Below are 13426 nucleotides of genomic sequence, written 5' to 3' on the forward strand. Positions count from 1 at the left end.
AAAAGAAAACGGGCCGGTGTTTCCACCGGCCCGTCATGGTCTTTCATCCTTTGGACTTTTTGGGTCCGCCGGTCGCGGTTGCTAGACCTGCAGGTTGCCCGCGGACATCTTGCCGCTGCGCTTGTCGCGCTCGAGCTCGTAGGTGACCTTCTGGCCTTCGTTCAGCGAACGAAGTCCGGCGCGTTCCACGGCCGAAATATGAACGAAGACGTCCGCGCCGCCTTCATCAGGTTGAATAAAGCCGTAGCCCTTGGTGCCGTTAAACCACTTCACGGTGCCGGTAGACATAGAGATATGAGTCCTTGGATAGATTTGCCCGAGGGCCAAGCTCGACCGAACGGGATCAAATTTCGAGGGGGCAGGTCCGGTGCATCGGAATGAAGCGTCGAAAGTCAGCCGAACCTACGAGTTTGACGTGTGCACATTGGATCAAGAAAAAGCCATTGGCAAGACTAGGATTCTTACGTTGCTGTAACAGAGTTTCTACAATTGCCGCTTGCTGGTCAGGGGGGATGCAGGCAGCTTCCCCGTTGCTCTGTTCCTGAAGGCCCCCGTGTCCCCCACTGCAACCTCCGATCCCCTGGCCCTGCTCATTCCCCGCATTGCCGGTGGGGACCGCGCCGCCCTGCGCCAGCTGTATCAGGCGACCTCTGCGAAGCTTTTCGCCGTCTGCCTACGTATCTTGTCCAACCGGGATGAGAGCGAAGACGTGTTGCAGGAGGTTTATCTGACGATCTGGCGTCGCGCCGACCGCTTCGAAGCGGGACGGGCCAGTGTCATGACATGGATTTCGACCATTGCCCGCAACCGCGCCATTGACCGGTTGCGCGCCCGCGGGCCCCTGGCTGTTGCGGCCCAGATCGACGACATGGAGATCGCCGACAAGACACCCGGCGCTGAATCGATCCTCGAAGTCGCCGAGTCTGTAGAAGCCCTGAACGACTGCCTGGCGCAACTGGATGACCGCACCCAGAGCGTCATCCGCACGGCCTTCTTCGAGGGCGTTACCTATGAGGCCCTGGCCCTGCGACTGGATACGCCTCTCGGGACCATCAAGAGCTGGATCCGACGGGGTCTGCTCAAACTGCGCGGGTGTCTCGAGTCATGACCGACCAGACCGAACTTCCCGAAGATGAAGCCCTGGCGGCGGAGCATGCCCTGGGCGTACTGAACGCGACCGACCGCGCCACCGCTGAAATGCGCATGGTCCAGGACTTCGCCTTTGCACGCATGGTCGTGGCCTGGCGCTACCGGTTGGCCCCACTGGCCGCCATGCTGAAGCCGGTCTCGCCGTCTGACGATGTCTGGACCCGTATCGAACGGTCCATCCCGGCCAATGACAACCGGGCTCTGCGCTTCTGGCGTGGGGCGGCGCTCAGCGGGCTGGGCCTGGCGGCCGCCAGCATGGCGGCCGTAGCCGTCATCGTCCTGCAGGGTCCCCTGGCGCCCGCGACGCCGCCGCCCATGCTCAGCGCCAAGCTGGACACCAGCCAGGGTCAGCACCTGTTCGTTGCGGCCTATGATCCCCAGAGGCAGGCGGTGGTGATCTCGTCGCTGGTGCCGCCTGGCACGGATCCCGGTCATGTCCATCAGCTCTGGCTGATCCCGGCGGACGGCAAGCCCAGGGCGCTGGGCTTCGTGCCCGTCGGCGCTTCGGTGAAGATCCCTCTGGCCCCACCGGCCGCTGGCCTGACGGACACCCAGGCGACACTCGCCATTTCAGTAGAGGCGCCCGGCGGCTCAAAAAAGGTCGGGCCCACGGGGCCGGTTGTGGCCAAGGGCGCTCTGACCAAGATTTAATTTCAGGTCTGATGCATCCACCCAAATAGATCCCGCGTATTTCGTACATCGCCACCGTGGCGACGCAGAAATTCAAGGACTCCATACATGTCTATAAAGATGATTGCGGCTGTTGCCGCCGGGATGACGCTTGCCTTGACGGGAGCTAACGCCAGTCTTGCTGGAAGCATGCATGAAAAAACTGTGACAGTAGGTGGATCCGCAATGTATCCGTCAAAGAATATTATTCAGAATGCGGTGAATTCAAAGGATCACACGACTCTGGTCGCGGCGGTCAAGGCTGCCGGGCTGGTGGATGTGCTGTCGAGCCCGGGCCCCTTCACCGTCTTCGCCCCGACCAACGCCGCCTTCGCAAAGCTTCCGGCCGGCACCGTCGAGACCCTGGTCAAGCCCGAGAACAAGGCTCTCCTGACCTCGATCCTGACCTATCATGTCGTCGCCGGGAAACTGTCGTCCTCGACCCTTGCAGCTCAGGTCAAGGCTGGCGGCGGCAAGGCCATGCTGAAGACCGTTCAGGGTGAGACCCTGTCCGTGGTCGCGAAAAATGGCGGCCTGTGGCTGGTGGACGCCAAGGGCGGCATGTCGATGATCACCATCGCCAACGTCAATCAGTCCAACGGCGTGATCCACGTGATCGACACCGTACTGATGCCGTAGGTCTAACGCGGCGGGCTCCTCCCGCTTCGTCGCGAAGCGTGGAGGGGTCAGGCCGGCGCCTTGGCCCCTGCCATCAGGTCAGCGAAGCGCTGGAACAGGTAGAGGGAATCCGTCGGGCCCGGCGAGGCTTCCGGGTGATGCTGAACACTGAACACCGGCTTGCCCTTCAGACCCAGGCCCGCATTGGTCCCGTCAAACAGGGAGACGTGGGTCTCTTCAACACCCTCAGGCAGGCTGTCGCGGTCCACGGTGAAGCCGTGGTTCATCGAAACGATCTCGACCTTGCCGGTGGTCAGGTCCTTCACGGGATGGTTGGCGCCATGGTGTCCCTGTTCCATCTTCACGGTCCTGGCGCCCAGGGCCAGGGCCATCATCTGGTGGCCCAGGCAGATGCCGAAGACGGGCACACCGCTGGCGACCAGTTGCCTGATCTCCGGCACGACATAGACGCCCGTGGCGGCCGGATCGCCCGGCCCGTTTGACAGCATGACGCCATCCGGCTTGCGGGCCAGAATGTCTTCCGCCGAGGTCGTGGCTGGAACCACAGTCACTTCTGCGCCGATCGAGACCAGGGAGCGCAGGATGTTCCGCTTCACCCCAAAGTCCATGACCACGACCTTGAACTTCGTCTCGCCGGGCTTGGCATAGCCTTCCGGCCAGGAATACAGGCCCTCGGTATAGGTGAAGGCCTGGGTGCAGGTGGCGTCCTTGGCCAGGTCCAGGCCTTCCAGCCCTGACCATGAAGCGGCCTGGGCCTTAAGGGCCGGAATGTCGAATTTGCCATCCGGCGAGTGGGCGATGACCCCATGGGGCATGCCGGTTTCCCGGATCACCCGGGTCAGGGCGCGGGTGTCGACCCCGGCCAGGCCCACAACGCCACGACGCTTCATCCAGCTGTCCAGGTCGGAGTCAGCCCGCCAGTTGGCCGGGGCCGTCGGCACGTCGCGGAAGATGGCGCCCCGGGCGGCGGTGTCGGCAGCGCCGGACATCTGCTCCAGGTCTTCCAGATTGGTGCCGACATTGCCCACGTGGGGGAAGGTGAAGGCGATGATCTGGGCCATGTAGGACGGATCGGTCAGGATTTCCTGGTAGCCGGTCATGGCGGTGTTGAAACACACCTCGCCAGGCGCCGTTCCTTCGGCCCCGACACCAACGCCCTGCAGGACGGTTCCGTTGGCCAGAACCAGGACTCCGGTGACCCCAGGCAAGAGTTCGCTCATGGTCGGAGTCTCCTTCAAGGCGCCCGGCGTCTCAGGTGAGACCTTCTGGGCAAACGGCGGCGTAGGTAGAGTTTCACGTCCCCCGGGTCAATGAGTCGCGAAACCGCGCGAGCTATGCCATCAAATCGCGGGAAGCTGAGGGAGGTCCATCATGAGCCATATTGATCCTGACCGCGAGGCCTGGGCGCAATTTCGTAGTCTGGCGTCTGATCAGCCCATCCACATGCTCAATCTGGTCAAGGTCAAACCCCTTGCGACCTACCCGGAGGATCATCCAGACCATGGAAAAGGCCTGACAGGCCTTGAAGCCTATCGTGCCTATGGCCGGACAACGGCGCATATCCTCAAACGGGTCGGTGGCAGGCAGGTCTGGTCGGGCAAGCCCCAGGTCATGGTGACCGGCCCCCAATCGGAAGCCTGGGACATCGCCTTCATTGCCGAATATCCGTCCCCGGCGGCCTTCATCGAAATGGTCCGCGATCCGGAATACCGGGAACTGGTCAAGCACCGGACGGCCGGCGTGGAGGATTCCCGTCTCCTGCGCCTTGATCCCGTCGCGCCGGGGGAAGGCTTCGGAGAATAGGGCGCCTCGCCTTCAGGCTTTCTCAGGCTTCCGTGCCGCCAGCCAGGCGATGAGGCCCAGGATCGCGGTGGCGCCCAGCAGGACCGCCCAGAGGATGAGGGTCTTTGTTGAATAGGCCCCGCCGCCATCGGTCATGGAGGCCACAACCGGAATCGATGGCGACGCCTCCATATGGGGCAGGTCAACGGCCCTCAGTCCGGGAGACGCCGCCATCAGATTGTCCAGGGGAAGGTAGTTCGCCTTGGCGCCCTTCAGGCCTGCCGCAATCGTGTAGGGCGGCGCGCCGGTCAGAAGCACCGCCACCTCCCGGGGTTCAAACTGGACCTGAATTCGTGGAGGCGCTGAAAATCCCGTAGTCCGTTTGTCAGCTTCAATCTGGATGAACCTGAACCGGCCGGCATTGAGCGGAATGGCCGGGCCGGTCTTTGTTTCTGCCGCGCCCTGCATTCGGTAAACCGTCCCTGAGCCCAGCAGGGTCCAGGACTGCTCGCTGTTCTCCCGCCCGAGAATGCGGACTGGAAGTATGGCGTTCTGTCCGGCCAGGGTCAGTTGCAGTGCTGTCACGGGTGTTGCGAACGGCAGACCGAATTCCAGGACGTGGGATCCTGTCAGCTTCGCGCCGGTGATCTCGGCACGGTTGACCTTTGCTGCCGCTGACCGCTCAGTGGTCAGGCTGGCGCCTCGGACGGTGACCGGCGCCAGGAGCCTGGTGGACGATCCCCAGGTAACCCGCAGATACCTTCCTTTTACAGAGACCCGGTCCAGCGGAAGAAAGACCTTTGCAGCATCATCCGGCGACCGGTAGGCGACCACTTCCGTAACTGGCGCCCATCGCGACAGATCCGCGCTGGAGTCCAGGCTGAAGGTCACGGGCTGCTGGGCCGGAATGTCGGCCGACAGGGTGAGGCCGGAGGCGAAATCCGCCACGGCCCGGGTATCCAGCAGGACTCCCAGAACCTCTGTCGTTGCTGAGCCCGGCGCGCCGCTGAGTCCGATGACTCGTGCTTGGCCGCCGTCATCCACACGGAGGCTGACGCCGGTTACGGTCAGGGACCCCGGCGCCCCCAGAACCGGCAAGGGTTTCAGGTCAACCATCCTGCGCTCTGACGGTGATGATTGTAGCGGCAGCAGGGCCATGGGCAGGGCCTGACCCTGGGCGTTGAAGATCCTCAGGTCGGCTTGGTCTGCTTCCTGCAGCCTGACCAGGACCTGGGGAGGCACGCCTATCCTTTGCAGGGGCGCGCCGGCGACCACAGGCAGGGGCGCCCTGTAGGCGTAGGAGGCCTCAAGCGCATCATCAGCCGCCAAAGATGGCGTCGAGACCAGCAGGAGCCCCAGTGCAATTCCCAATCCGTTGGCTTTCATTGGACTTGATCCTTGCTGGAGGCTGCAGGGGGCAGGGGCGCGAAGTAGCCCGTTATCAGCATCAGGACACCGACCGCCATGAAGGTCACCACCCGCTCGCCCCCGCCGGCATTGGCCAGGTCGATCAACAACAGCTTCACGACGACCAGGGCCAGAAGGCCAGCGCCAACCAGCCACAGACTGCGCTGCAGCCGCCTATGGGCCAGGATCATCAGGGCCAGGGCCAGGCTGGTCCAGAGGATGGCAAGTCCGGTCTGGACAATGAAGTTCTCAGTCAGGCTTTTCCCGGTCCACGGCACGTCGAGATAGTGATGGGCGATGCGCAGCCAGACCGTGCTGGCCATCACGAAGGCCATGAGGGCCAAAGCGCCTAGGGCCATGCGGGACCTCAGCCAGGCTGACCCTTCAGCACCCTTGGCCAGGACTGTCCGACGCCAGAGCACGAGCGCAGCCAGCCCAATACCCAAGGCCAATTCCAGAGGATTGATCAGCGGAACATATGGCAAGGGCGCAGTCCGGCCGGAATCCAGCAGACTGGCCCCAAGCCCGCCCAGGAATACAAGCACGGCGAGCGGAATGGCCGCGGTCCAGTAATAGGCCTGTCCATGTTGCTTCAATGGCCAGATCCCCGAGCCCCGGTTCGCAGTCGCCGTCAGGCCAGCCAGAACCAGGCTGGCGCTGAACAGCATGATGACCCCCGCCCAGGACGTCCCCCAGAGCTTGGCCTGGTCTATGCCCAGGACGAGGCCGTCAGCCAGCCAGAGGGTCAGCATCCAGAGGCTGCCAATGTGGACTCCCCTCCGCCATCCTGCGCTGGCCTGATCGTCCCTGTCGCTGGCGTAGAGGGCCGCGAAGTGAGCGCCCAGGGTCACCAGCCATAACAGCAGATCCGGCAGGTAGAGGACATGCTCGCCGGCTCCCATCTGACGGACCAGGACAAGGACGATCGGCAGGAGCGTCAGTTGGGCTGGCCAGGTGGCCACCCGCCATTTGACCCACCGCCCGAACGCCGCTGCGAGAACGGCGCTGACCACAAGACCGGTCATGAACAGCACGCGCTGGAGGCCGTCAGAAAGGACAGCGACTGGCAGGCCATCGGCCAGGGGGGCCGGGACCTGGCGGCCAGCCTCCAGCCCGAGTGCGATCGCCCAGAAGCCGAACCCTGCCAGAAAGGCCGGGGTCGCCAATTTGACCTCGGCGGCGGCATAGGCCCTGGCGAAGACTGAACCGCTGTGTGGCAGGGGCTTGCGAAGCCACCAGGCCACGGCCAGCAGGGGGCCAGCGATCAGAACCGCGCCCATGAAGGCCGGATTGAGGAAGGCCAGGGCGGAGGGCTGTGTATCCAGGGTCGACAGGAAAACCATGGCCGCGACGACCATAAGCACCAGACCAAACGCCCGGGGCATCCAGCGCGCCTGGCGGCTACCGACCCAGAAGGCGCCTGCGCCCTCCAGGGCCCAGGCCGATGAGGTCCATTTGGCGCCCAGGGCAAGGGGAATGGCCAGGGTCAGGAAGCCCAGGGCGATGGCCAGCAGGCACTCGGCCAGTAGCGGGTTCTGGGCATAACCCTTGCGCCGCGCGAAGAAGACAAGGGCGAGATAGGCCGCGCCAAATCCAAGGGCGGAATAGGCGCTGCCCATTTCCATGTGACGGACCAGCCCCACCTGCAGGCCGAAGCCGACAAGGGCGGGACCAAAGAGCAGGGTGCTGTCCACAAAGCTGGTCAGCTTGCCGGCCGTGTTCCGGGCGTAGAGCAGGGCGGCGATGATGTAGTTCAGCACAAAGCCGATCAGGAAGGGCTGGGCCATGGCGTACTCAGCGGGTTTGTAGCTGAGCGCGCCCCAGGCGGTCGCCACGCCGAAGGTTGCGAAAAAACCCACCAGATTGACCAGCCGCCAGGCCCGGAAGTGGGCGATGGCGAGCACGGCCAGATTGAGCACGGCGTAGTAGCTGAACAGGATGAGGCTGTTTCCTGACCCATCGGACAGGAGGATGGGAACCGCAAACCCGCCCACAAAGGACGCAAGGGCCAGGGTCTGGGCGTTCTGCAGTATGGCCAGGGCGCACCCGAGGGCGCAGACTACGACCATCAGGCCGAACGCCGCCAGTGGCGGGATGACGTGGAACAGTCGCGCTCCGGCGAAGAGGGCCAGATAGATCGCCGCAATACCTGTCCCCTGCAGGGCCAGGGCGAAGGCGGGGCGGCTTTCCCGGCGCGAATAGCCGAAGCCCAGAAGTGCGACGCCTACCAGGGTGACCAGGGCCAGGCGCAGTTCCACCGGGAAGAGATCGTGCTGGGCCGCCCATCGGGCCAGGAAGGACAGGCCTATGAACAGGATCACCAAGCCGGCGCGGACAATGGTGTTGCCGCCCAGCAGCCATGTCCTGGCCGCCGTAAAGCCGGCGTCAAACGCGCTTTCCCTTACGGGCGGAGCGGGATGGAATACCAGCGGCTGGCTGCTCTCCTGCAGGACGGGGGCCGCCTCCCGGATCATGGCGGGTGCTGGCTTCGGCGGTGAGGCGGCAGGTCGGGCGGCAACAGGGGAGGGAGCCGTCTCGCGGGACGCCAGGTCCGGGCCTTGTCGACCCAGGGCGGCCTGTTTTTCTTCCTTCAGTATGGCCCGGATTTCGGTCTGGATGGCGGCCCGTAGCCCCAGTCCCGCAGGACCGCCCACAAGGGCTCCGACCAGCAGTCCGGTCACTCCGAAATCGCCGGCGATCCAGCCGAACAATGCTCCGCAGACAAGGCCAAGCCAGACCATGATTTCGCCACCCCAATTTCTGGGTAACAGGTTAGCCTCGCAACCTGATGCTGAGAAGTAGGGATACCTCTCCCTCTCCAGCCTCCCGGCAGGGCAAAGGATTCGTGGCGCAATTCGAGGGTTCTTCGTCATTTCCGCGGCCAGCGACGGACGTTTATGGTCAGCATGACCCAAGGAGGCGCCCATGCTCGCCCTGAGACCAAACTGCGAATGCTGTGACCGGGACCTGCCGCCGGAGAGCCCGGAGGCCCGGATCTGCACTTTTGAATGCACCTTTTGCGCCGACTGCGTTGAAACGAAACTTGGCGGAGCCTGTCCCAATTGCGGCGGAAACTTCAGCCCGCGTCCGATCCGGCCCGCCGCACTTCTGGCCAAGTATCCGGCCTCGACCGAGCGGGTTTTCAAGCCGCGCTAGGGCTGCATCCCGGCGCGAACCGCGCTAGGACTGGCCCATGCTCATCACCACGGTCGGCCTCGACGCCGATGACACCCTTTGGCACAACGAGACCATATTCCGTCTGACCCATGACAGGTTCTGCGGACTTCTGGCCGATGTCACGGATCCGGAAACGGCCAAGGCCCGACTGTCAGAGGTCGAGCGCCGCAACCTGAGGCTCTACGGCTATGGGGTGAAGGGCTTCACCCTCTCCATGATCGAAACGGCCATGGAGCTGTGCCATGGAGAGGCGCCTGCCTCGGTCATCCGGGAGATCCTAGCGGCGGGTCGGGAAATGCTGAATGAGCCGGTGGAGCCCCTGCCAGGGGTGGATCTGGCCCTGGCCGAGCTTTCCAATCGGTACCGCCTGGTCCTGATCACCAAGGGTGACCTGCTGCACCAGGAGCAGAAGCTGGCGGCCTCGGGCCTTGGCGACCTGTTCGCCGCCGTCGAGATTGTCAGCGAAAAGGACACCGACACCTATCGTCGGGTCTTCGAGCGGCATGGCACAGGCGCCGACCAGGCTGTCATGTGTGGAAACTCTCCGCGCTCGGACATCCTGCCGGCCCTGGAAGCCGGGGCCTGGGCCGCCCATGTACCCTATGTCCTGACCTGGGAGCACGAGCTGGTGGACCTGCCCATGGACCATCCCCGGTTCCGGGAACTGGGTTCGATCTCTGAACTGCCGGCCTGGGTCTCAAGCCTGGGCTGAGACAATCCAGGTGGCTGAGGGCAGCTTGACCCCGTCCGGGCCCTCATGGGGAGCCAGGGCGGCGCGGACGGCCTCAATGACCGCATCGCGCTTGTCAGGATTTTCCCGCAGCACGGCGCCAAGGGGACCCACCTTCAGGGATGTGGCCAGGGTCTGTTCCAGATCGCCGCTGCCGATCTTCTGATCGTGGGGCGTCAGGGTGACAGCCGAGAAGCCAGCGGCCTCGAGAATGCCCTTCAGCCGGTCGCCGTCCGCAAAGGCGAAGGGCCCCGGCGCATGGGGGACCGGCGGCGGACCCGGCGGCAGGAGGTGAGCCACCGCCTGGGCGGGCAGGGACATGAAGACGTTTTCCGCCGGACTGCGCCAGCAGACAAAGGCCAGCCGGCCGCCGGGTTTCAGGGCCTTGCGGATATTCACAAATGCCGCTGTGGGGTCTGCGAAGAACATGACGCCAAAGCGCGAGAAGACGCCGTCGAAGGATCCGGGCTCGAAGGGGCAGGTCTGGGCGTCAGCCTCCATGAACCGGGCCTGATCCAGTCCCGCCGCTTTGGCGCGGCCTTCGGCGACAGTCAGCAGGGGGCGGGAAATGTCGAGCCCTTGCGCCAATCCTGATGATCCTACCGCCGCAGCCAGGGCCAGGGTGGATTGCCCGGCGCCGCAGCCGATATCCAGGAGTCGTTCCCCTGGCTTTGGCGCCAGGGCCTCTATGGCCCTCAGGCCGAGGGGCTCCAATTGCTGGTCCAGGCGCGCCTGCATGGCGGCCCAGGTTTCCCCGGCGCCGGCGTTCCAGTAGGCGATCTGATCGGCGTTGGCTTGCGTCATGGCGCGATCGGGGCGCAGGCCCCCTCCAGCCAGGCGCGCAGGTCGGGTTCAAGGCGCGGACCGACTTCTGCCACCACCCGGGCGTGATAGGCGTCCAGCTGGTCCCGCTCGTCTTGCCTCAGCAGGTCAACGGCGATCAGGCGCCGGTCGATGGGGGCCAGGGTCAGGGCCCTGAAGCCCAGCATCTTCCGCTCGCCGCCCGGGATTTCCTGGGGCTCGGTCACATATTCCAGGTTCTCGATCCGGATGCCGTAGGCGCCTTCCTTGTAATAGCCCGGCTCGTTGGAGACGATCATGCCGGGGCGCAGGGCCACCAGATTGGGCGCCTTGGCGATCCGGTGCGGGCCTTCATGGACACCCAGATAGACCCCGACCCCGTGGCCGGTGCCATGGTCATAGTCAAAACCCTGAGCCCAGAGCGCTGTCCGGGCCAGGGCGTCCAGGGCCGAGCCCGTGGTGCCAGGCGGGAACCTGACGGCCGCAAGGGCCAGGTGCCCCTTCAGCACCAGGGTGAACCGCTCGCACATTTCCCGGCTGGGGGTTCCCATGGCCATGGTGCGGGTGACGTCCGTGGTGCCGTCCAGATACTGGGCGCCGGAGTCCACCAGCAGGAGGGAGCCTGGCGTAGTCTTCTTGTTCAGGCGTTCTGTGGGCCGGTAGTGGGGCAGGGCGGCGTTGGAGAGGGCGCCGGCAATGGTGTCGAAGGAAAGGTCCTTCATGGCGCCGCTCTCGGCCCGGAAGGCCTCCAGACGGGTGACCACCTCGATCTCATCGGGGAAGGTCGTCTGGGCCTCGGTGTCGATCCAGTGCAGGAATTTGGCCAGTGCCACCCCGTCGCGGATGTGGGCCTCGGTGGTTCCGGCGATCTCCACGGCGTTCTTGCAGGCCCGGGGCAGGGCGCAGGGATCATCGCCCCGCACCACCTGGGCGCCGGCGGCGCTCAAGGCCTCGAAATACCATGCGGAAGACAGGGCTGGATCCACCAGAACCCGCTTGCCCTTCAGGGCCGCCAGGGCGGGATCGAGATCAGCTGGGGTCTCCAGGGAGACCTGATTGCCCAGCCAGGCGGGCAGGGCCTCGGTCACCTTGGCAGGCTCCATGAATAGGCGCGCCGTCCCGTCCTTGTTCAGCACGGCCTGGCTGATGGGCAGGGGTGAGCGGATCACATCGCCGCCACGGATGTTGAACAGCCAGGCGATGGAGGCCGGGGCGGTGATGACGGCGGCGTCGGCGCCGAGCTTGGCAAGGGCCGCGCCCACCCGGGCCCGCTTGTCGGCTGAGTCCTCGCCGGAATAGTCCAGGGGCTGGGGAACCACAGGCGCCATGGGCTGGGCAGGGCGGGCCGCGCCCCAGGCCTGATCCAGGGGGCTGATCTCCACAGGCTTCAGGACAGCGCCGGACCTGGCGGCGGCGTTTCGGAGGTGGCCCAGGGCGTCGGGGCTGTGCAGGCGGGGATCATAACCCACGACCTGTCCTGCCTTTACGGCGGTCTCGATGTAGAGCGGCACCCCGCCCTCCACGAGGTCGCGGATTTCGAAGACCGACTGATCCACCTGGTCGCGGACCTGCAGGGTGTAGCGGCCATCAACGAAGACGGCGGCCCTGTCCTTCAGGATGACGGCGGCGCCGGCCGATCCGGTAAAGCCCGTGGCCCAGGCCAGCCGGTCATTGGCCTGCGGCAGGTATTCATTCTGGTGCTCGTCCTCATGGGGGACGAGGAAGCCGTCGAGGCCCTGGCTGGCCATGGCCTGACGGATCAGGGGCACGTGCCGGGGGCCAAAGGTCGGATCTGTGGATTCTGAAAAGGTCTGATGCATGGCGGACATCTAAGACCTTCGGCGGTGGGCCGCAAAGGGGGCGGTCTTGCCGGATCGCCGATTTTCAGGCAGTTTTCCCCCATGATCGCGATCGCCGCCCGCGCCTGCTCCAATTCCAACGGTCCCACCGGGATCGTTCGTCGGCGCGCGCCTTAAGGCCCCAGCCAGACGATCAGATCCCGCCCAACCGGACGGGATCGCTGAAGAAGCCCGTCCGAAATCCCAGAAATCGGAGAGCTTCCATGACTGACCCCAAACCCTGGTTTCCCATTGAGACCGAACGATTACGCCTGCGGGAATTCCGCCTGGGGGATGAGGCGGATGTGCATGCCTATGCCAGCATTCCAGCAGTCTCCCGCTACATGGTCTGGGGACCGAATACGGAGGAAGAGACCAGGTTCTTCCTGGGCAAGAGCTTTGAGAGCCAGACCCGTTGGCCACGAACCGATGTCAGCCTTGCCATGGCGACGAAGTCCGGGGACAGGGTTATCGGCGCCATCCGCCTGTGGGAGGTGGACACTGAAAACCGCACAGCCGAGATCGGCTACAGCCTGCATCGGGACTTCTGGCGTCAGGGCCTGACCTTTGAGGCAGCCCGGGCGCTGATCCAGATGGGCTTCGAAACCCTGGGCCTGCACCGCATTGTCGCCACCTGCGATGTCCGCAACCGTGGCTCCTGGGGAGTCATGCGCAAGCTTGGCATGCGCCGGGAGGGTCACTTCCGGCGGGACAAACAGGTCAAGGGCGCCTGGCGCGACACCTATGCCTATGGCCTTCTGGCGGATGAGTGGCGCGCCGCCCAATCATAATTTCATCCGGATATAAATTGACGGGGGCAGGAAAGGGCGTACAAGCCGCCTCCGTCAGTTCGGATCAGGATCATGGAAAAGCAGCGCAAGCGCGAAATCACCGAAGCCTACAAGGAGCGCAAGACCCGGCCGGGAATCTTCCGGGTGGACTGCGCGGCTTCTGGCGCCTGCTGGGTGGGGATCAGCCGCAATCTGGACTCGGCCCAGAACTCTGTCTTCTTCCAGCTGCGGATCGGCGGCCATCGCAACAAGGCCATGCAGGCCGACTGGGCCACCCACGGCGAGGCGGGCTTTGCCTGTTCCGAGCTCGAGGTGCTCGAGGTCAAGGACGTCAGCCCCTACATCCTTGATCGTTTGCTGAAGGAACGCCTGGCCCACTGGCGCGGGGTCTTGGGGGCCGGGTCGGTCATAGGCTAGACTGGGAATTGGTTTCCCAAGGATCA

14 protein-coding genes are annotated in these 13426 nt (G+C 64.7%); 8 read left to right on the top strand and 6 right to left on the bottom strand.

What is annotated here, in order from left to right:
• Positions 1–81: 81 nt before the first annotated feature.
• Entirely contained in the window at positions 82–288 is a 207-nt protein-coding gene (locus tag CFE28_06115) for a cold-shock protein (protein OYU69610.1), read from the bottom strand.
• 265 nt (positions 289–553) lie between these two features.
• Here CFE28_06115 and CFE28_06120 point away from each other — a divergent pair, with 265 nt between their 5' ends.
• The 3 genes from CFE28_06120 to CFE28_06130 all read left to right on the top strand — a co-directional run bounded on the left by CFE28_06120 (position 554) and on the right by CFE28_06130 (position 2457).
• On the top strand, positions 554–1108 hold the full coding sequence (locus CFE28_06120; GenBank protein OYU71583.1) for an RNA polymerase subunit sigma: 555 nt from the start codon (positions 554–556) through the stop codon (positions 1106–1108).
• The gene (locus CFE28_06125; GenBank protein ID OYU69611.1) at positions 1105–1800 is read left to right on the top strand and encodes a hypothetical protein; all 696 of its coding nucleotides are present in this window, start codon (positions 1105–1107) and stop codon (positions 1798–1800) included. Before CFE28_06120 ends, CFE28_06125 begins: the two co-directional genes overlap by 4 nt.
• A gap of 123 nt (positions 1801–1923) precedes the next feature.
• Positions 1924–2457, top strand: a complete 534-nt coding sequence (locus CFE28_06130) for a fasciclin (GenBank protein OYU71584.1) — start codon at positions 1924–1926, stop codon at positions 2455–2457.
• 47 nt (positions 2458–2504) lie between these two features.
• Here CFE28_06130 and CFE28_06135 read toward each other — a convergent pair whose 3' ends face one another.
• A complete protein-coding gene (locus CFE28_06135; GenBank protein OYU69612.1) occupies positions 2505–3677 on the bottom strand; it encodes a carbamoyl phosphate synthase small subunit in 1173 nt (390 codons plus the stop codon).
• Between the two features lie 151 nt (positions 3678–3828).
• On the opposite strand from CFE28_06135, the gene CFE28_06140 reads away from it, so the two are divergent.
• A complete protein-coding gene (locus CFE28_06140) occupies positions 3829–4260 on the top strand; it encodes a DUF1330 domain-containing protein (protein ID OYU69613.1) in 432 nt (143 codons plus the stop codon).
• Between the two features lie 12 nt (positions 4261–4272).
• Here CFE28_06140 and CFE28_06145 read toward each other — a convergent pair whose 3' ends face one another.
• Together CFE28_06145 and CFE28_06150 are read right to left on the bottom strand one after the other, a co-directional pair.
• On the bottom strand, positions 4273–5625 hold the full coding sequence (locus CFE28_06145; protein OYU69614.1) for a hypothetical protein: 1353 nt from the start codon (positions 5623–5625) through the stop codon (positions 4273–4275).
• A complete protein-coding gene (locus CFE28_06150; GenBank protein OYU71585.1) occupies positions 5622–8390 on the bottom strand; it encodes a hypothetical protein in 2769 nt (922 codons plus the stop codon). The genes CFE28_06145 and CFE28_06150 overlap by 4 nt, the downstream gene beginning before the upstream one ends.
• Before the next feature lie 181 nt (positions 8391–8571).
• On the opposite strand from CFE28_06150, the gene CFE28_06155 reads away from it, so the two are divergent.
• Entirely contained in the window at positions 8572–8802 is a 231-nt protein-coding gene (locus CFE28_06155; GenBank protein OYU69615.1) for a hypothetical protein, read from the top strand.
• Between the two features lie 37 nt (positions 8803–8839).
• Complete coding sequence (locus CFE28_06160; protein ID OYU69616.1) at positions 8840–9535, top strand: HAD family hydrolase; 696 nt, start codon at positions 8840–8842, stop codon at positions 9533–9535.
• On the opposite strand, the gene CFE28_06165 is transcribed toward CFE28_06160, so the two are convergent.
• Together CFE28_06165 and CFE28_06170 are read right to left on the bottom strand one after the other, a co-directional pair.
• Entirely contained in the window at positions 9521–10357 is an 837-nt protein-coding gene (locus tag CFE28_06165) for an SAM-dependent methyltransferase (protein ID OYU69617.1), read from the bottom strand. The two genes, CFE28_06160 and CFE28_06165, sit on opposite strands and share 15 nt — an antisense overlap.
• Entirely contained in the window at positions 10354–12174 is a 1821-nt protein-coding gene (locus CFE28_06170) for an X-Pro aminopeptidase (GenBank protein ID OYU71586.1), read from the bottom strand. Before CFE28_06170 ends, CFE28_06165 begins: the two co-directional genes overlap by 4 nt.
• A 242-nt stretch (positions 12175–12416) precedes the next feature.
• On the opposite strand from CFE28_06170, the gene CFE28_06175 reads away from it, so the two are divergent.
• Complete coding sequence (locus CFE28_06175) at positions 12417–12983, top strand: GNAT family N-acetyltransferase (protein ID OYU69618.1); 567 nt, start codon at positions 12417–12419, stop codon at positions 12981–12983.
• 72 nt (positions 12984–13055) lie between these two features.
• A complete protein-coding gene (locus CFE28_06180) occupies positions 13056–13400 on the top strand; it encodes a hypothetical protein (protein OYU69619.1) in 345 nt (114 codons plus the stop codon).
• The last annotated feature ends 26 nt before the right edge of the window (positions 13401–13426 follow it).

This window comes from Alphaproteobacteria bacterium PA2 (assembly GCA_002256425.1).
In the GTDB taxonomy this organism is placed as follows: Bacteria; Pseudomonadota; Alphaproteobacteria; order Caulobacterales; family Caulobacteraceae; genus Phenylobacterium.

Bases quoted from the DNA above. Each gene is read 5' to 3' on its own strand.
- CFE28_06115 (OYU69610.1), bottom strand. From the start codon at position 288: ATGTCTACCGGCACCGTGAAGTGGTTTAACGGCACCAAGGGCTACGGC.
- CFE28_06125 (OYU69611.1), top strand. From the start codon at position 1,105: ATGACCGACCAGACCGAACTTCCCGAAGATGAAGCCCTGGCGGCGGAG.
- CFE28_06130 (OYU71584.1), top strand. From the start codon at position 1,924: ATGACGCTTGCCTTGACGGGAGCTAACGCCAGTCTTGCTGGAAGCATG.
- CFE28_06135 (OYU69612.1), bottom strand. From the start codon at position 3,677: ATGAGCGAACTCTTGCCTGGGGTCACCGGAGTCCTGGTTCTGGCCAAC.
- CFE28_06140 (OYU69613.1), top strand. From the start codon at position 3,829: ATGAGCCATATTGATCCTGACCGCGAGGCCTGGGCGCAATTTCGTAGT.
- CFE28_06145 (OYU69614.1), bottom strand. From the start codon at position 5,625: ATGAAAGCCAACGGATTGGGAATTGCACTGGGGCTCCTGCTGGTCTCG.
- CFE28_06155 (OYU69615.1), top strand. From the start codon at position 8,572: ATGCTCGCCCTGAGACCAAACTGCGAATGCTGTGACCGGGACCTGCCG.
- CFE28_06160 (OYU69616.1), top strand. From the start codon at position 8,840: ATGCTCATCACCACGGTCGGCCTCGACGCCGATGACACCCTTTGGCAC.
- CFE28_06165 (OYU69617.1), bottom strand. From the start codon at position 10,357: ATGACGCAAGCCAACGCCGATCAGATCGCCTACTGGAACGCCGGCGCC.
- CFE28_06170 (OYU71586.1), bottom strand. From the start codon at position 12,174: ATGCATCAGACCTTTTCAGAATCCACAGATCCGACCTTTGGCCCCCGG.
- CFE28_06175 (OYU69618.1), top strand. From the start codon at position 12,417: ATGACTGACCCCAAACCCTGGTTTCCCATTGAGACCGAACGATTACGC.
- CFE28_06180 (OYU69619.1), top strand. From the start codon at position 13,056: ATGGAAAAGCAGCGCAAGCGCGAAATCACCGAAGCCTACAAGGAGCGC.